Here is a 16,166-nt window from a genome sequence, read left to right as displayed (position 1 = left end):
CACAAGACATGGAGATCAGCATGACGAAGCAAACTGCCCTCATCCTCGGCGCATCGCGCGGGCTCGGTTTGGCTCTCGCCGAGGAATGGCTCGGCCGCGGCTGGAACGTGATCGCAACCGCGCGAGGCGGGTCGGACGACCTCACCCAACTAGCGAAGCAGTTTCCTGGCAGTCTTGAAATGGAGACGGTCGACATCAACGATGAGAAGGGCGTCCGCGCATTGCACGATCGTCTGGCAGACCGCCAGGTCGACGTCTTGTTCGTCAACGCTGGCATTGCCCGCGCGATCGAGCAGAGCCCCGCTACCGCGAGCGAAGGCGACTTCTTCGATATGATGCTGACCAACGCCTTCTCGCCGGTACGCGCGGCCGAGCTATTGCGCGACCTGGTGCCGGCGGGCGGCACGATCGCGATCATGACCTCCGAACTCGGCAGCATCACGAACGCGAGCGGCGGCTGGCAGCTTTATTCATCGAGCAAGGCCGCGCTCAACATGCTGATGAAGGGATATGCCGCGAAGAACGCTCGCGACGGGAACGCCTTGCTCCTCGTCGCGCCGGGCTGGGTCAGGACCAAGATGGGCGGCAGCGATGCGTCGCTATCCGTCGAGGAGAGCATTCCGCTGGTCGTGGACATGATTGAGGCGAACCGAGGAACGCAGGGGCTGCGCTACCTTAATCGCTTCAACAAGAGCCTGCCTTGGTGATCCAATCACGACCGTTCGCGACGGGTTTTCGGCTTCCCAACTCCGGTCACCCGTTCATGTCGCTAGAACGTCCGGTTTCAGGCGTCCGAGGACGGTCGAGGACGGGCTCGAGGTGGTGGTGAGCAGTCCGACCGCTCTCGGGACGTCGCCATGGGAAAGCCGAGGCCGGATGCCCGTGGAACGCATCAGTTTTTTGCATTGGCGAATGGCGCGGTTTAAAGCTGTTTTCTCGTTGATGCAGAACCCGTAATTTGCACTATGATTTGGTCGTCAGATTTGCTCGACGGTATTTGAGAGAGCGCAGCATGACTAAAGCCTGCTGGCCTGCTGTGGCTCAAACGTTTGGTCGTCGGGCGCTTCTCGCTGCCGCAGCGCTTGGTTCTACAGGGGCCTTATCGGCCGGGGCAGACGTTATCGATCCGCCCAGCAGGCCGCAATCCTGGTCGATTGAGGCCTCCCGCGACGTAGAAGCCGCCTACCGCATATTTGCTGACAATCATCCTGGTATGGTCAACCCCACCGACCCGGCCTTTCCGAAGCGGCTGGACGAGGCGCGGCAGAGGGCGCTTGCGCTTGCGCATCGGACTCGCAACCAAGCAGGGCTCCAAGCCACTCTGGGGCGTTTAGCGCGGCCCTGCGTGATGGACACGCCCAGACCTTAGCTGAGCCGAACAGCTCGTCATCGGTACGATGGCCTGGTTTTGTCGCGGCTTGGCGCGGCGACGCTCTCTACGTCTATGAATCGCAGACGTCTGATGTGGTGAAGGGCGCGCGTGTCTTGAGCTGCGACGGATTAGATACCCGATCTCTGGTGATTAGAAACGTATTCGCTTTCCGGGGCCGCCCCGATGAAGCAGGGCAATGGTGGAGTCAGGCCCTCAACCTGTTCCAAGACGAGGGCAATCCCTTCGTGAAACCACCTGGACGGTGTCGGTTCTCTGCTTCCGGCAAGATTGCGCAGGTCTGGCTGCGATGGCGACCCGCCGACGAGATCTACAAGAAGTGGCGTGCGCTCAGCTACAATGGGGACGTGCGGCCCATCGGCCTGGCTGAACCGCGAGATAAACTCGCTTGGATCGCAATGCCGACTTTTGATCCCGACGACACCCAGCGCGCCATGTATCGAAACATGTTTGCCGAGGTCGCGCGGCGTCGGGCCACAATTTTAGCGGGCGACGCGGTGGTCATCGATCTTCGCGGTAACCAAGGCGGATCGTCACTTTGGAGCGAGCAGTTGGCTCGTGTTCTCTGGGGCGCAGCGCAGGTGGACAAAATCAGCGCCTCCGACCCAAGCCGAGTTTGGTGGCGTGCGTCGCGTGGCAACACCGACTATGTCGCCACGATGGTCAAGACGCTCGCGACCGAACAGCCGGAAGCCGAAGGTTGGATCAAAGCCGTGTGGGAGGGGATGCGTCACGCCCTGACGTCGAAACAATCCTTCTACATTGAACCGGCCACCGCCCCGGTGACCGGGAAAGCAACGCAACCGTCTCTGCCGCCTGTTGCGCTTCCGGTGTACGTAATCGTTCCCGGTCAGTGCGCGAGCGCATGCCTCGACGCCTTAGACCTCTTCACGCGTCTTCCACAGACGCGATTAGTCGGCGCGCCCAGTTCCGCCGACAGTATCTACTTGGACGTGCGGATCGCAAGCCTCCCGGACGGAATCGCCAAGGTAGTCGTTCCCATGAAGCTTTATCGTGATCGGCCACGTGCCGCTGGGCAAATATATAGACCTGCGGTCGAGGTCCGTGACCTGTCCTGGTCTACCCAAGCTTTCGAACAGTGCATCGAGGACGATTTGAAAAGACGAAAATCGGACTAACTCCTCGCTGATGCAAAACTTTTGATTTTTGCATCACGAACGACCGGGTCTGGTGGTGAGCCGTCCAGCCGCTTTCGGGCAAGCGGATCCGGATAGCTGACTTAGCGGAGCCCCGGAGGCTTTCCCAAAAAGGATCGAGTTTCGGGAATAATGGAAATAGGCCCGCTAGCCGCCTTGGCCTCTATTCGCCACTTCGTCAGCCATGTCGATGCGACCGTCGTCACGTAGACCGCGTTCGACTCCAACACGGTTGGGCATCGGTTGGTTCTGGCTCACCTTACACTTGCCTTCGATCCGCTCAATCGGGATTTCGAGGCCGATGATGCCCTTCATCTGACCGGCGACAAAGTCTGCGGGAGCATCATCAAGGCTCCACGGCTCGGACCGTCCACGTTCATGAATCGACGTCAATTTATCGATCTGCTCGCCCAGCCAGTCTTGGCTCTCGACCATTACCGGCCTGCCGCGTGCCTGCACGATGACGTAATTCCAAGTCGGAACAACTTTCCCATGTTCGCGCTTCGTCGCGTACCAAGACGGGCTGACATAAGCCTGCGGCCCTTGGAAAACGTCCAAAACCGACGATCCCTCTTGAAGGTGGACCACCTGCTCGTTTGCTTTCGCCAGATGCGCCCGCAATATGACAGACGAAGCCTCGACCCGAAGCGTGAAGGGCACGGCGTTGGCCATCAGACCCGACGCGCCATAGGTGATGAGCGTGCCGAGCGGATGCGCTTGGACCGCCTCGTAGAGGATTTCTGGACGATCTTCGCGAAAGGCGGGAGGGCGATACACGGCCACCTTATACGACAGGTGCCTTTCGTATCCTATGGCGGGGTCGATCCCGCCTCCCCCAACGAACGGCGGCGCGGGAGCAGGCCGGACCATTCCCATGGGATGGTGTTTCGAGAATCTGAGCATTGGCTGACGGAGGCGGTAGGGCTAGCTTCGCCGAACTCGCCAACCACACATGCTGCGCGGTGACCTAGCCATCAGTGAGTCTCACGCATGAGCGAAGCCCTACGAACCCTCACTGAACGAGAAAAGGAAACGTTACGGCTTCTTGTCGCTGGACACGATGCCAAGTCGATTGCGCGTAGCTTGGGCCTGTCCGTGCACACCGTCAATGAACGCCTCAGGGATGCGCGCCGGAAATTGAGAGTATCGAGCAGTCGAGAAGCAGCACGGCTTCTGATTGAGGCAGAGGGAGAATTTCCCAAACCATTAGGGGACAAGGGATTTGGGGTGGTCATTACGACAGATGACGACGAAACCAGCAGCCACACGGATCAAGCGCCATGCGAGGGCAGACCCGCCTCGCGGCTTAATCGTCAAGGATCCCCAATGTCACGTCTCGTTCCCGCTCGCAAAGCGCCGCTGCGGTTCTGGTTACGCATCGGATTTGTAGCATCCATCCTGTGGATCGTGCTCGCGACCTTCTTTCATTCGGTGACATTTCGCCACGAGATGGTTAGCGACTACATGCGCCACCTAAAGGCGTGCCAGCTAAGCGCGAACAGCTTTGCCAAGCCATGCCTGATACACGCAGAACATCAGCTTGATGTGAGCAGAGCAAATGCGTTGCCTATGGCCATTGCTGTAACCCTTCTACAGCTCGCGGTTCTTTGGCTTGTAGGGAGCGTGATGGTTATCGGCGCAAGGTGGGCTAACCACGCCCGGCGGCTGACAGGTGGGGCAGCCTAATCATCGTTTATTCCCGAAGAGGAACGGCAATCGAGAGGGACACGGTTGCGCCGGTCACGAAAACACGCATGAGGCTTCTCCTATATTCAGTTGTGCATAATTACCGGTTCGCCAAACCGATAGCTTGATGCCGTGATGGCGCCCATGAAGGCAGTCTCGTGATAGACGCGGGTGCCGGCATCGTTTCCGGCCGCGCCGGCGACGACCATCAGCGGAATGAGGTGATCCTCGCGCGGGTGAGCAGCGCGAGCAGCGGGCGCACTCGTCCAGTCGAGCAGGAGATCCCGGCGCTCTTCCGGCGAGGCATGGACCAGCGTCTCGTTGAGCCACCCGTCGAAACTCGCCGAAGCCTGCTTGCCGGCACCGCTGATGATGCTGCGAGTGTCGTGGAAGCTGAAGCCGCTGCCGACGACCAGCACACCCTGGTCGCGCAAGGGAGCGAGCAGTTCGCCGACGCGGATGTGCTCTGCGGGATCAAAGTCGGCCTTCATGGCGAGTTGTACGAGGGGCAGCGTCGCCTCGGGATACAGGACATGCATCAGCGAGAAGGTGCCATGGTCATACCCACGACGCGGATCTAGCCCCGTCGCGACGCCGCCACGCTCCAGCATCGCTCTGGCGGTCTCGGCCAGTCCCGGCGCACCGGGCGCGTCGTAGCGGATGCGGTAGGTGTGCTCCGGAAAGCCCGAATAGTCGTAGAGCATTGGCGGTCGGGCCGCGGAGGACAGAAGGAACCGGTCGGCCTCCCAATGTCCGGAAATCATTAGCACGGCGCGCGGCATTTCGCCCAGCTCCTGGCGCACCTCCTGAAGGGATTGCTCCAGCCGGTCGTATACGCCCGGTCGCCAGTTCTTGAGCCATGGCCAAGGGCCGCCGCCATGGGAAAGGAAATATGTCGGCAGTCGGTGCTCAGCCATGCTCGTGAGTCCAATGAGATGGGAACCGCCCGGCCGGCTGCGCCGACCGGGCGGATCGGGTCAGGCCGCCAGGCGCTGTACGGCGGTACGGGCCTTTTCGACTGCCTCCTCGCGCTTGTCGGGGTTGTTGAGGCCCTCAGCCACGACGGTCTCGATGTCGGTGATGCCAATAAACCGCAGGGCGGTGCTCAGAAGCGACTCTGCGTGTTCGGCAGCCTTGAAGGCGGACTCTTCGCCGTAGTAACCACCTCGCGCGATCGCGAGGATGACGCGCTTGCCGCCGGCGCGGCCCTCGGGGCCATTCGGGCCGGGCTTGAAGGTGGTGCCGGGAATGATGATCCGGTCGATCCAAGCCTTCAGCTCGGAGGGCAGCGTGAAATTGTACATCGGCACGCCGATCACGACGGTGTCCGCCGCCAGGAACTCGGCCAGGATGGCGTCACTGGTGTCGCGCTTCGCCTGTTGTGCGTCATCCAGCACCGGCACCGCTTTCGAGATCGGATGGGCGGAAGGCGCCGTGACGGCGGTGAAATGCGGCAGGTCCTCCGCCACGATGTCGCGGTAGGTTACGTCGTGCTGACCGTTGCCAACAAGCTGCTGGACGACGAGCTTGGTCAGTTCGCGGGACACCGAGCGGGGGCCGGTGATGCTGCTGTCGATATGGAGGATTTTCATGAAGCAGGTTCCGATTGTTGCGTCGGTTATGGTATGTGCCTGCTCGGAAGACGCCGCAAGAACGCACATTTTTGATACCGGAGGCACATGGATGTGACCGAGACTCTCGACGAAGCGGTGCCAACGGCGCGTGAAGCGCGCTCCTGCCTCAAGGTGACGCAGGTGCTGAGCCGCGTCGGCGACAAATGGACCGTGCTGGTCATCATCATGCTGCGCGAGCGTCCCTACCGATTTAATGAACTGAAGCGCGGGATCGATGGCATCTCACAGCGGATGCTCACGCTGACGCTGCGAAACATGGAGCGGGATGGCCTCGTCACCCGAACGGTCACGCCATCCATACCACCCCGCGTCGACTATGAGCTCACCGAGGTCGGCACATCACTGGCAGGGCCAGTCAAGATACTTGGCGACTGGGCGTTCCGGAACCTCAAGCACATCGCCATTTCGCAGGCGGCATATGATGCGCGCAACGATCCGCCTCGAAGTCCTGCGCCTACACCATGAGAGCGCCGAACCGCTCGGCGTCTGGTATAGCGAGCGGCTCTCATGTTTCGACATCAGCCTGATGGATGGCAGATCGGCAGGTCTGCGATCGTCTCGCGCATCCACCGCTGCACTGGATGCGCGTCATTACGCCGGTGCCAGGACATGACAAAGGACACCGGCCCAAGATCGAGGGGCGGCGGGAAGATGGCGAGCCGATTGCGGCTGCCAGAAGCCATGACGATACCCTTCAGCACGGTGGCGATCATGTCCGAGGCGGCAACAATATCAGGCGCAGCGTGCATCTGCGGTAGGCTGAGTGCGATCCGCCGACGCTTGCCTTTCGCTGCCAGCACGGCATCGACCTGCCCGAACCGGTCACCTTCGGGGGAGACGAAAAGGTGGGACAGGCCGAGAAAGGCTGCCAGATCGAGCGGCTGCGATGCGGCGGGATGGTCGCGGCGCAGGATGCAGACGAAGCGATCCTCGAACAAGGGGCGGGTCAGGATACGGCCGCCCGCTCCCTGCCGGGCTGGCACGCCGATGGTGAGATCCGCTTCACCGGTGTCGAGCAGGGACACGGCATTGTCGCGGTGCGTGTAGGCGTTAATCCGCAAGGTCACGCCCGGAGCGACCGCCCGCAGCCTGTCGGTCAAATGCGGCAACAGCACGATGGCCGGTGGTCGGACAGCGCGAGCGTGAAACTCTGCGTGGACGTGGCGGGCTCGAAGCGTTGCGTGAAGTCCAGCGTACGGCGTATCTCCGCCAGCGCCCGGCCGAGCGGTTCCGCGAGTTCCGTCGCGCGCTGCGTCGGTTGCAAGCCAGAGGGGCCGCGCACGAACAGCTCGTCTTCGAACAGAGCCCGCAGTCGGGCGAGCGCTGCGCTCATCGCCGGCTGGGTCCGGCCGGTGCGTTTGCCGGCACGCGTGACGTTGCGCTCAGCCATGAGCGCATCGAACGCGACCAGCAGGTTCAGATCGACCCCATGCAAATCCATGGGGATGATGTTGCCATATACTCACTATCGATTTCAACGATGCGTCTACGCAACTTAGTTTGTGGTCATCCACGAAGGAGACGGAACATGGCGCATACGATCGCCGCAATCAGCGGCACCCTGAGCGAGGAGGACCGGACCGCGATCGAGACGCTGTACCGCGCCTTCTCCGAGCATGACCCCGAACTGCTTGATCAGGCGGTGACGGCCGACTGGCAGGACATTCCGCTCGCGCCAGGTCAGCAGCCTGGCCGCGAAGGCATGAAGCCGTTGATCCGGGGGTTCAGTGCCGCCTTCCCTGACGCGAAGGTCACGGTGCATGAGATCATCGGCGCCCCCGGTCGGGCCGGCGTGCGGGCGGAGATCACGGGTACGCACAAGGGCGAGTGGTTCGGCGTCGCGTCGACCGGCCGCACTTTCACGCTGCCGATCCACGAGTTCCACCATACCGAGAACGGCCGGGTGACGCACACCTGGCACATGGAGGATTGGTTCGGCTGGCTGCATCAGATGGGCGCCATGGGTGCGCCTGAGGAGAAGGCATGATGAAGGCGTTCCCCCCAACAGCTACGAGGCCGATCTCGCGCTTAACGAGGTCGACACGCCGCAGCCCTGTATGGGAGAGGTGCTGGTGCGCGTCGCCTGCGCGGCGCTCAACCCGCTCGACGTAAAGCTCCTGAGCGGGGCGATGCACGGCGACTTCCCGCTCACCTTCCCGGCGACCGTTGGCACCGACCTCAGCGGCACGGTCGAAGCGCTCGGCGCCGATGTGACCGGCTGGACAATCGGTGACCGCATCGTGGCCCGCACCGCGCCGACCAGCGGCGGTGCCATGGCCGAGTTCGCACGCGTGCCGGCGGACCAACTTGTGAAGCTGCCCGATGCGATCGGCTTCGAGGATGCCGCCGGCATCCCCACCGCGGCGGGCACGGCATGGCAGGCGCTGTTCGAGGTGGCGGAGCTGAAGGCCGGGCAGACGGTCCTTATTCATGCCGGTGCGGGCGACGTCGGCAGCTTCGCTATCCAGTTCGCCCGTGCCGCTGGCGCGCGTCATCGCCACGGCATCAGGCGAGGGCATCGCGATCGCCCAATAGCTCGGAGCGAACACCGTGATGGAGCCTTGCGAGATGCTCTGCATAGGACCAGCAACGGGCACCTGCTCTTTTAGCAGCAGGAGGTGATACCTGTTTACGTCAGCCGCCCACCCAACCGGACGCGATCTCGCCGCTATGTCCTTCCGGCGCCAGCGCGGCACGCAGTCCTTCCAGCATAAGCGGCAACGCCTGCGTAAAGGCGTAGGGCGGATTAACGATATAAAGGCCCGCACCATTATACATGCCGGGCTGATCGCTGTCGTATAGCCAATGCTCCACCCACAGCATTTTTGGGATGGCCAGTTCGCGTAACCGCTCCTTCCAGCGCCAGTGCGTGGCGCGGTCCTTGAGCGGATACCAGATCACCGTCACGCCATGCGCCCACTTACGGTAAGCGGCGGCGAGGGTTGCTGTGATACGTACGCGTTCGTCGGGCTGCTCGTACGGTGGGTCGACCACCACCACGCCGCGCGCGGTGCGGGGCGGCAGCAGCGCCAGCCAAAGCTCGTAGGCGTCGCGTTCATGCACGGCAGCGGGCGTGTCGCGCATCACGCGGCGTAGCGAACGGGCGTCCTCGGGATGTTTCTCGTTCAGGATCAGGAAGTCCTGCGGGCGCAGAAGTTGCGCTAGGATCCGGGGCGAGCCAGGGTAGAGGTGCGGTTCGGGCCCGACATTCACCGCCTGTACCGCGGCGCGGTAGTCGTTCAGCAAGGGATTCGGATCGGCAAAAGCCCGCAGCACGCCCTGCGTGGCCTCGCCGGTACGTCGGGCTTCTTCGCCGCCAAGGTCGTACAGCCCGCAGCCCGCGTGGGTGTCGATCAGGGTCAGCGCGCCTTGTTTTAGCTGCAAGGCGTGCACAAGCGCGATCAGCAGGCTGTGCTTCACGACATCGGCGCTATTTCCGGCATGGAAGGAGTGTCGATAGTTCATTGGAATCCGAAATCTGACGGGGTGCGTGTATACGTGCGGTTGCGCACGTTTGACGTACGAGGCGATCAGGCACCAGCCCGGTACATGAATACGGTCAGGTGAAAACCTTCAACGCACCTCGGCGCAACAGCTCAAGCCTGCGATAGCGGCCGTCGCGGAAGGCAGAGACGCACGGACCCGCGCGTTTTAATTACCTTCGGCATCGACCGTGAACACCACGGGCTTGCCCCGGGACATCGGCTCCCAACCGGCCGACACAGCGGCGCGCACGCACCGAGCGATCATACCGTCATCGAGTTGAAGCCGACCACGCGGCAAGCCCTTCAAGAGGCGCTTAGGTGGTGGAAATTCTACCCACGCCTCGCGTTTGGCATCGCGCTGGAGAAGGGCGATCGTCATTCCCTTCCAACCTTCGTCATCCGACTGATGCGGTTCACGCTGGAGGTGCCAATCGTATGTGGCGCCATCGACATCGACAGTGCCGCTGCTGCTTTGAGTTTTCGACATGACAGCGGTTCTACCATACCAGCCCGGCAAAAGCACAGGTTCCGGGCCGGGCAGGCTTACGGCTCAAGCGGGCGGGCGTTCAAAACCGATGGCATACACGCCGATACTAGCGGAACTGAAAACCACGCCGCCGTGTGTCCGGACTTAGCGCTACGGGCAGCACTTCGGATTGCCGCCGCCATCAAATCAGGTCGGTCAAGATGTCTGATCCCGCAGCCGGGCAGCCTGTTCACGCCACCCCTCCCGCACGATCGTTCCCCTCGTCCTGCCGAGTCTGTTTTCCAGGTCGCCAAGCTCGGTATCCGACAGCCTCGCGACGTCGCTGTACGTCGTCAGCCCCTCGCGCTTCAGTGCCTCGGCACTGTCCGGCCCGACACCATTGATCAGCGTGAGATTGTCACCGAGCGCGGTGCTGCCCCAATGCGGATGATTGCGGGTCTGATGTTCCAGTTCACCAACCCGGCGGTTCGCCTCGGCAAGCTGTGCTTCGGCCGCTTCTCGTTGCCGGTGTTCAATCTCAAGCTGACGCCGTAGCGGCTTGGTCCGGGGACTTAGAAGAACGCCCACGATGATACCGATCAGAAAAATCAGTCCGAGCACGACCAATTGGTTGAAATCGAAATTCAGATGGTTGGGATCAAACTTCATCGTGGCCTCCTTTGTTGATTTGGTTGCAATGCGGAGATTGATGCGAAAAGGCCGATAGTGGTTCGCCCCGATGCCGGCGAGCCGCGGATAGCGCCTGACACCCCGGAGTTCTCTATCGCGACTATCTAACATCAGACAAACGCTTTCGAGGGGGAGAACCGATGAACTGGCAGAGATGGCTTCAAGACTGGGGGATCCGCGTTCCGAACGCGCCCGATTTTGTATCGCTCGTTCTGGCTGCCGTGCTGGTGATCGGCGCTTTTACGGTCGGCTGGTTCCTGGGCGGCTGGCTCTGTCGACCGATCGGCGCGGCGATCCGGCGCTGGACCGGACGCGAGAACGCTTACGGGAGCAAGATCGCCCAGTCGGTCGTCAATTACGGCGTCGTTACGCTGATCCTGCTCGTTGCCAGCAATGCCGGCCAGTTCAGCCCGCTCAGCCTGCTGATCTTGGCAGTTGGTATGGGTATAGCCGTCGCCGCTCTCGCATTCAGGATCGCCAGGGCGTCAGGGATCGGTGAGGCTGTCGCAGGTGTCCTGACGGTTGTCGCGTTCGTGGCGGCCACGGCGGGCACCCTCGGCGGAATGCAGCCGCTCACTGCCGGGCTGAACGGTGTCGGCCTGGATGTCGGCACGCATCGGATCACGCTGCTCAGTGTCGCCAACTTCGTGGTCGTGGTTGCGGTGCTCTACCTCGCCGCGCGACTTGCCAATCGCGTCGTGCTCCACTCGATCGGCAGGATGAAGGCGCTCGACGTCTCGCAGCGCGCTCTCCTGCAAAAGCTCGCCAGCATCCTCGTGATCGTCGTCGCGGCGCTGCTCGGCATCGATATCCTCGGTATCGACCTGACCGCGCTCACCGTCTTTTCCGGTGCAGTGGGGCTTGCGATCGGGTTCGGGCTACAGAAGACGTTCGGCAACCTGATCGCCGGCCTGATCCTGCTGATGGACAGGTCGGTCAAGCCCGGCGACGTCATCGTGGTCGGCGACACGTTTGGCGCGGTCACCAAGATCGGGGTGCGCGCTGTCTCCGTCGTCACGCGCGATGGCAAGGAACACCTGATCCCCAACGAACAGCTCATGACTGATCCGGTCGAGAACTGGTCGTATTCCAGTCGAAACGTACGCATTCATATCAAGGTAGGTGTCGGTTACGACAGCGACCTTCCGCTGGCGCAGCGACTGATGATCGAGGCGGCGACTGCCTCTCCTCGGGCGTTGAAAGAGCCCAAGCCGGCAGTGTGGCTGACCGGGTTCGGCGATAGCTCGGTCGATCACGAGATTTTGGTGTGGATCACCGATCCCGAATCCGGCGTCGGCAATGTGCGTTCCGACGTGCTCAACCGACTATGGGTATTGTTTAAAGACAATAAGATCGAGATCCCCTTCCCTCAGCGGGATATCCATATCCGCAGCCAGCCTAACAATGCGGCTGGTGAAGCATAACAAGCGGACACGACAGGGTTCTCTCGTCCGGCGCGGAAAAGAGTATAGAAGTCGCTGCTATTGCGATCTTTGGGGGTCAGGGGTTCTGATCTTGGGTTGCGTCACGGGCGGCGGCGCTGGGTACGGTGTCGCTTCCCGCTAGTCGGAGCTACGATTACAGCGCATTCGCCTGCTGACGATCGCTTTTCAGTACATTGATCGCAGAACAGCGGACGTCGGGCGCCTGTTCAGCTTGGCTCGCCGATAATGTCATCTTCGGCTCAGCGCGCAAAACCGTCCAACCTAGATGCTGGCCATACCGGTCAGTCGTTCCCAATTCGCGAACGCGAGACCACGTCGCGTCGCATCATCCAGGTCAACGGTTTCGAGGAACCGCCGCGGCTCGCCGCCGGGGCGGTATTGATAGGGAAAGTCGGTCGAGAAAAGCAGACGATCCGGCCCGACGATGTCCAGGCAGCGCCGCAGGTAGGGTTCGCTCCACATGCCGCTGCCCGTGACGTAGAGATTGCGACGAGCATAATCGCCCAGCGGCCGGCCAAGCTCGAGAGCGCGGCTCATCACGGCCGCCGTGCGCTCAAGGTAGAACAGCACCACCTCGCCCCAATGGCCCAGAATGATCTGAAGATCGGGCAACTCGTCGAAAACGCCCGCCGCCGCAAGCCGCACCCATTCCAGTCCTGCTTCGTAATGCCAGCCCAGGCCGAAAGCGGCGAGTGCGAGGTCGGCCCGTTCGCTTACGCCAGAGTAGTTGGCCTCGCGCACCGCTGGCGCCGGCGTCTGGGGATGAATGAAGAGCGGGACGCCAAGCTCCGCAGCCTTCGCCAACATGGGCCTGAGCGCGGGATGGTCGAGATGCCGCTCGCGCGTGCGTCCGCACAGCAACGCTCCCTTGAAGCCAAGTTCACGGACCGCCCGCTCCAGCTCGCGCGGGGCAGAGTCCGGGTCGGCGGTGGGCAGAGCCGCAAACCCTTGGAAGCGGCTCGGATGACGGGCGCACGCATCCGCGATCAGATCGTTGACCCGATGGGCCTCCTCCACGGCCCGAACAGGCTCCAGATTGTGAAGCCCCGGCGTGGTCAGCGACAGCACCTGCACGTCGACACCCTGCTCGTCCATCATCGCCAGACGATTTTCGCCGAGATCGGCCAGACGCTCGCCCGTTTCCCCACCGTCAGCGATCGCAGATACGGGGTCGTACGGCGGCGGCGCGGAGGCCCAAGCCTCACGCACGCTAACCGGGAGAATATGTTCTTCGATGGCGATCAGGCGCATATTCGTCTCATATTGGTTTGCAGACAACTGCTGAGCACGGCGCAAGGTTTCCGGCGTCCGTGTCAGCCCCGCATGCGCAACGGTGAGCCCCGCCCTTTCGTCTCGCAGGGCAGCAGCGGCAGTGCCGGGCAACGCTCTGGCGTCGCCCTTGCTTCGTCTGTGCTGCATGTCAGATTACGTGATCTGGTGCGTGACACGGCTGGCTTGCTACGATAGCTGTCACGCGTGATCGTCATACGGCAGCTTCTCGCGTACCGTTGCTCTGCCGCGCTGATCTGCGTGGCGACGCTGCTGCTGAAGCTGATCGTACCCAGCGGCTTCATGATCCAAAACGATCATAGCCGGGTGCAAATCGTCCTTTGCTCCGGCACCACATCCAGCGAGATGACGCTTGGTATGCCGGGGATGCACGCCGACCGTACCGGCCACGGCACATCCAGAAACCACGGCAAGGCGGAAATGCCCTGCGCGTTCGTCGGCCTGTCCGCGGCGGTGGCAGGCGTGGCCGATCCGGCCTTGGTTACTGCCCTCGTCGCCTTCATCATGGCGACTGGGCTCGCCGCAACAGCACTGACAAAGGCGGCGGATGACGCGGTATGGCTGCGACCACCCTTGCGGGGCCCGCCCGCCGCCCTTTGACGTGTCAGTTCGCGTCCGTTCGCGGGGCGCGCGTTCACATTTTGTGGCCCGTCGCTGGTTGGCTGACGGGCAAAGGGTTATGCAATGCAGCATTACTACCTCGTCGTCGGCGTAGCCGTGCCCTGCCTCCTGCTCGCCTGCCCAGCCTCCGCTCAGACCGAGCAGACCGCAGGCCGCGACATCGTGGTCACCGCTACACGGTCCGCTACCACGCTGGCCGACGTGCCTGCGAGCGTAAGTGTTGTCACAGGCGACCAGATCGAAGGCACGCCGGCACGGTCGATCGACGATGTGTTGCGGCGGGTACCATCGGTCGACCTGCCCATCGTCAGCTCCAACGAACAGCACCCGACCAACACCATCGTTTCGATGCGCGGGCTGAGCGGGATACGCTCGCTCGTGCTTGTGGACGGCGTGCCGATCAACGACCCCTTCTTCGGCTATGTCCAGTGGAGTGAGGTGCCGCTGGAGACGATCGACCGCGTCGAGGTCGTCCGTGGCGGGGGTGCGCCGCTATGGGGCAACTACGCAATGGGCGGCGTCATCAACATCCTTACCAAGCCGATCGATAAGGATTTACTGGTGGCGGAAGTCGCCGGCGGCAGCCGGGGCGCATACCGGGCGGACGGCCATGGCGCACTGGCCGGGAACGGCTATGGCATCGGAATCGACGGCGGCGTCAACCACAGCGACGGCTATATCGAACAGGTCGAGAGCGCCCGCGGCGCGATCACCGTGCCGACCGGGTTTACTGCCCACAGCGCGGCGCTGTCTGGCAATGCGGAACTGACGTCCAACCTCACTGCCCGCGCGCGGGTGAGCTATTACGACAACGACCAGAACTTCCTGACCCGCCTGAACACCAACCAGCAGCGCACATGGCGTTACACGGGCACGTTGAGCTGGACGCCGAATGCCGGCGGATCGGTCGACCTGACCGGCTTCCACAATGACGAGCGGTTCGTCACCAACAATCCAGGCACGCCCGACGGGTTCGGCGCAAACGATGCGGAATACGTCCAGAACCGGCATTTCACCCGCGCAAGCGACTGGGGGGCATCGTTGGTGTGGAGCCAGACGTTCACCGGTCCGCTACGCTCGCTCTCCGCCGGTTTCGACTACCGCGGGGTGCGCGGCAGCGACCATGCCGCCATCTTTGCCGAGACGGGGGCGCAGCTCCGCACCGACACCGGCGCGGGCAACCAGCGCTTCCTCGGCGGCTTCGTTCAGGCGGATGTTCGCCCGTTCAACCGGCTCCAGATACTGTTCAGCGTACGCTATCAGGATTTCTACAGCTTCAACGCGGTGGACAATACACCCGGCGGGGCTGGCAACAGCGTACCGAACAGTCACAGCAGTGACGTCGACCCCCGCCTCTCTATCCGCTACCAATTGCCTGCGGGGTTCGCCGTGCGGGGCGCGATGTATCGCGCGTTCCGTGCACCGACGCTCGACAATCTGTACCGTGGCGCATCCGTTCCCGGGTATATCCTCTACAGCAACGCCGGGTTGAAGCCGGAAACGCTGGAAGGCGCAGAGCTGGGGCTGGATCTCAACCGTGGCCCGATCCGCATACAAGCCACGGCCTATACCAGTCGGATCTCCGGCTTCCTGACCTATCGCTACCTGGATCCGGATACGCTTCCGGCGGGTTTCGACATCGGCGCCCGACTTATCAATGCCGGACGCGCGCGCAGTCGCGGTGTTGAGGCGGAGGTGACCTGGCAGGCGGCGCAGTCTTTCGCTGCAACGCTTGCCTATACATATGCGGATTCGATCGTCACCCGAAACCCGGAAGACACCGCCAGCATCGGCATTCAGCAGGCAGGGATCCCAAGGCACCGGATCAGCGCCTCCGTCGACTGGACCGGCCCGTACGGCATCAAACTCTCGCCCCGCCTCCGCTATCTGTCACGAACCAACGGCGATCCGGACGGGATATATCAAACGGATGCGCATTTTATCGCCGATGTCGCCGTCAGTGTGCCGGTCCGGCAGGGATTGGAAGGGTTCGTCCAGATCGAGAACCTGTTCGACCGACGCTACATTGGCGTCAACGACGGCTTCACCGCGCCTCTGTACGGCAAGCCGTTTAGCGCGATGGTCGGTGCTAGGCTAAAACTCGGCAAGCCCTAAGCCGACCGCGCCCGTGCATGTACGACCCACGCTCATGCAATCGACGATCGATCTGTCAGGTCGGCAACTTTCACGCGCTCCAAAAGTTGAAGAAGCAGGTGCCAAGGCTCTGACTTCTGCGCAGAAAGGTTCCGTCCTGCGGCACCCCCTTGCTCGACCTGACAGGCGGTGGGCGCGGACGGGGCGT

General features: G+C 62.5%; 18 protein-coding genes. 9 read left to right on the top strand and 9 right to left on the bottom strand.

Features of this window, described 5'->3' with window-relative positions:
- Positions 1-20: 20 nt before the first annotated feature.
- Both OXR00_RS15735 and OXR00_RS15730 read left to right on the top strand, forming a co-directional pair.
- A complete protein-coding gene (locus tag OXR00_RS15735) occupies positions 21-707 on the top strand; it encodes an SDR family NAD(P)-dependent oxidoreductase (protein WP_267389226.1) in 687 nt (228 codons plus the stop codon).
- A 778-nt stretch (positions 708-1,485) separates the two neighbouring features.
- Positions 1,486-2,529, top strand: coding sequence for a S41 family peptidase (locus tag OXR00_RS15730; RefSeq protein ID WP_267389225.1), 1,044 nt, complete (start codon positions 1,486-1,488; stop codon positions 2,527-2,529).
- A 165-nt stretch (positions 2,530-2,694) separates the two neighbouring features.
- Here the strand turns inward: OXR00_RS15730 and OXR00_RS15725 are convergent, their stop codons facing one another.
- Complete coding sequence (locus OXR00_RS15725; RefSeq protein ID WP_267389224.1) at positions 2,695-3,330, bottom strand: FMN-binding negative transcriptional regulator; 636 nt, start codon at positions 3,328-3,330, stop codon at positions 2,695-2,697.
- Positions 3,331-3,537: 207 nt separating this feature from the next.
- Between OXR00_RS15725 and OXR00_RS15720 the strand changes: the two genes are divergently transcribed.
- Entirely contained in the window at positions 3,538-4,233 is a 696-nt protein-coding gene (locus OXR00_RS15720) for a helix-turn-helix transcriptional regulator (protein ID WP_267389223.1), read from the top strand.
- An 86-nt stretch (positions 4,234-4,319) separates the two neighbouring features.
- On the opposite strand, the gene OXR00_RS15715 is transcribed toward OXR00_RS15720, so the two are convergent.
- Both OXR00_RS15715 and OXR00_RS15710 read right to left on the bottom strand, forming a co-directional pair.
- A complete protein-coding gene (locus OXR00_RS15715) occupies positions 4,320-5,150 on the bottom strand; it encodes a class III extradiol ring-cleavage dioxygenase (RefSeq protein ID WP_267389222.1) in 831 nt (276 codons plus the stop codon).
- 60 nt (positions 5,151-5,210) lie between these two features.
- Positions 5,211-5,825 carry an NAD(P)H-dependent oxidoreductase gene (locus OXR00_RS15710; RefSeq protein ID WP_267389221.1) on the bottom strand — a complete coding sequence of 205 codons (615 nt, stop codon included), beginning with the start codon at positions 5,823-5,825 and terminating at the stop codon, positions 5,211-5,213.
- 87 nt (positions 5,826-5,912) lie between these two features.
- Here OXR00_RS15710 and OXR00_RS15705 point away from each other — a divergent pair, with 87 nt between their 5' ends.
- Positions 5,913-6,332 (top strand): helix-turn-helix domain-containing protein, encoded by a 420-nt coding sequence (locus OXR00_RS15705; RefSeq protein ID WP_267389220.1) that lies wholly within the window; start codon positions 5,913-5,915, stop codon positions 6,330-6,332.
- Positions 6,333-6,385: 53 nt separating this feature from the next.
- On the opposite strand, the gene OXR00_RS15700 is transcribed toward OXR00_RS15705, so the two are convergent.
- Together OXR00_RS15700 and OXR00_RS15695 are read right to left on the bottom strand one after the other, a co-directional pair.
- A complete protein-coding gene (locus OXR00_RS15700; protein WP_267389218.1) occupies positions 6,386-6,934 on the bottom strand; it encodes a LysR substrate-binding domain-containing protein in 549 nt (182 codons plus the stop codon).
- 29 nt (positions 6,935-6,963) lie between these two features.
- Positions 6,964-7,308, bottom strand: a complete 345-nt coding sequence (locus OXR00_RS15695; RefSeq protein ID WP_267389217.1) for a LysR family transcriptional regulator — start codon at positions 7,306-7,308, stop codon at positions 6,964-6,966.
- Positions 7,309-7,395: 87 nt separating this feature from the next.
- Between OXR00_RS15695 and OXR00_RS15690 the strand changes: the two genes are divergently transcribed.
- Complete coding sequence (locus tag OXR00_RS15690) at positions 7,396-7,854, top strand: ester cyclase (protein WP_267389216.1); 459 nt, start codon at positions 7,396-7,398, stop codon at positions 7,852-7,854.
- Positions 7,832-8,476, top strand: a complete 645-nt coding sequence (locus OXR00_RS15685; protein WP_267389215.1) for an NADP-dependent oxidoreductase — start codon at positions 7,832-7,834, stop codon at positions 8,474-8,476. The genes OXR00_RS15690 and OXR00_RS15685 overlap by 23 nt, the downstream gene beginning before the upstream one ends.
- 25 nt (positions 8,477-8,501) lie before the next feature.
- Here the strand turns inward: OXR00_RS15685 and rlmJ are convergent, their stop codons facing one another.
- The 3 genes from rlmJ to OXR00_RS15670 all read right to left on the bottom strand — a co-directional run bounded on the left by rlmJ (position 8,502) and on the right by OXR00_RS15670 (position 10,487).
- Positions 8,502-9,332, bottom strand: coding sequence for a 23S rRNA (adenine(2030)-N(6))-methyltransferase RlmJ (rlmJ, locus tag OXR00_RS15680; RefSeq protein WP_267389214.1), 831 nt, complete (start codon positions 9,330-9,332; stop codon positions 8,502-8,504).
- 186 nt (positions 9,333-9,518) lie between these two features.
- Entirely contained in the window at positions 9,519-9,839 is a 321-nt protein-coding gene (locus OXR00_RS15675) for a hypothetical protein (RefSeq protein ID WP_267389212.1), read from the bottom strand.
- Positions 9,840-10,034: 195 nt separating this feature from the next.
- Positions 10,035-10,487: a hypothetical protein gene (locus tag OXR00_RS15670; protein ID WP_242152733.1), complete on the bottom strand. Its 453-nt coding sequence runs from the start codon at positions 10,485-10,487 to the stop codon at positions 10,035-10,037.
- Positions 10,488-10,648: 161 nt separating this feature from the next.
- Between OXR00_RS15670 and OXR00_RS15665 the strand changes: the two genes are divergently transcribed.
- Positions 10,649-11,932, top strand: coding sequence for a mechanosensitive ion channel domain-containing protein (locus OXR00_RS15665; protein ID WP_267389211.1), 1,284 nt, complete (start codon positions 10,649-10,651; stop codon positions 11,930-11,932).
- A 282-nt stretch (positions 11,933-12,214) separates the two neighbouring features.
- Here the strand turns inward: OXR00_RS15665 and OXR00_RS15660 are convergent, their stop codons facing one another.
- Complete coding sequence (locus tag OXR00_RS15660; RefSeq protein WP_267389210.1) at positions 12,215-13,204, bottom strand: amidohydrolase family protein; 990 nt, start codon at positions 13,202-13,204, stop codon at positions 12,215-12,217.
- A 279-nt stretch (positions 13,205-13,483) separates the two neighbouring features.
- Here OXR00_RS15660 and OXR00_RS15655 point away from each other — a divergent pair, with 279 nt between their 5' ends.
- Together OXR00_RS15655 and OXR00_RS15650 are read left to right on the top strand one after the other, a co-directional pair.
- On the top strand, positions 13,484-13,843 hold the full coding sequence (locus tag OXR00_RS15655) for a DUF2946 family protein (protein WP_267389209.1): 360 nt from the start codon (positions 13,484-13,486) through the stop codon (positions 13,841-13,843).
- Between the two features lie 84 nt (positions 13,844-13,927).
- Positions 13,928-15,979 (top strand): TonB-dependent receptor, encoded by a 2,052-nt coding sequence (locus OXR00_RS15650; protein ID WP_267389208.1) that lies wholly within the window; start codon positions 13,928-13,930, stop codon positions 15,977-15,979.
- The last annotated feature ends 187 nt before the right edge of the window (positions 15,980-16,166 follow it).

This window comes from Sphingomonas sp. GC_Shp_3, from assembly GCF_026540945.1.
GTDB lineage: Bacteria > Pseudomonadota > Alphaproteobacteria > Sphingomonadales > Sphingomonadaceae > Sphingomonas.
The sequence above is the reverse complement of the archived record's forward strand: the minus strand, read 5'-3'. Positions and strand labels throughout refer to the sequence as shown.

Coding starts and splice junctions, on each gene's coding strand:
- OXR00_RS15695 (WP_267389217.1), bottom strand. CDS start 7,308: ATGGATTTGCATGGGGTCGATCTGAACCTGCTGGTCGCGTTCGATGCG.
- OXR00_RS15710 (WP_267389221.1), bottom strand. CDS start 5,825: ATGAAAATCCTCCATATCGACAGCAGCATCACCGGCCCCCGCTCGGTG.
- OXR00_RS15675 (WP_267389212.1), bottom strand. CDS start 9,839: ATGTCGAAAACTCAAAGCAGCAGCGGCACTGTCGATGTCGATGGCGCC.
- OXR00_RS15660 (WP_267389210.1), bottom strand. CDS start 13,204: ATGCGCCTGATCGCCATCGAAGAACATATTCTCCCGGTTAGCGTGCGT.
- OXR00_RS15735 (WP_267389226.1), top strand. CDS start 21: ATGACGAAGCAAACTGCCCTCATCCTCGGCGCATCGCGCGGGCTCGGT.
- OXR00_RS15705 (WP_267389220.1), top strand. CDS start 5,913: ATGGATGTGACCGAGACTCTCGACGAAGCGGTGCCAACGGCGCGTGAA.
- OXR00_RS15650 (WP_267389208.1), top strand. CDS start 13,928: ATGCAGCATTACTACCTCGTCGTCGGCGTAGCCGTGCCCTGCCTCCTG.
- OXR00_RS15720 (WP_267389223.1), top strand. CDS start 3,538: ATGAGCGAAGCCCTACGAACCCTCACTGAACGAGAAAAGGAAACGTTA.
- OXR00_RS15690 (WP_267389216.1), top strand. CDS start 7,396: ATGGCGCATACGATCGCCGCAATCAGCGGCACCCTGAGCGAGGAGGAC.
- OXR00_RS15670 (WP_242152733.1), bottom strand. CDS start 10,487: ATGAAGTTTGATCCCAACCATCTGAATTTCGATTTCAACCAATTGGTC.
- rlmJ (WP_267389214.1), bottom strand. CDS start 9,332: ATGAACTATCGACACTCCTTCCATGCCGGAAATAGCGCCGATGTCGTG.
- OXR00_RS15715 (WP_267389222.1), bottom strand. CDS start 5,150: ATGGCTGAGCACCGACTGCCGACATATTTCCTTTCCCATGGCGGCGGC.
- OXR00_RS15665 (WP_267389211.1), top strand. CDS start 10,649: ATGAACTGGCAGAGATGGCTTCAAGACTGGGGGATCCGCGTTCCGAAC.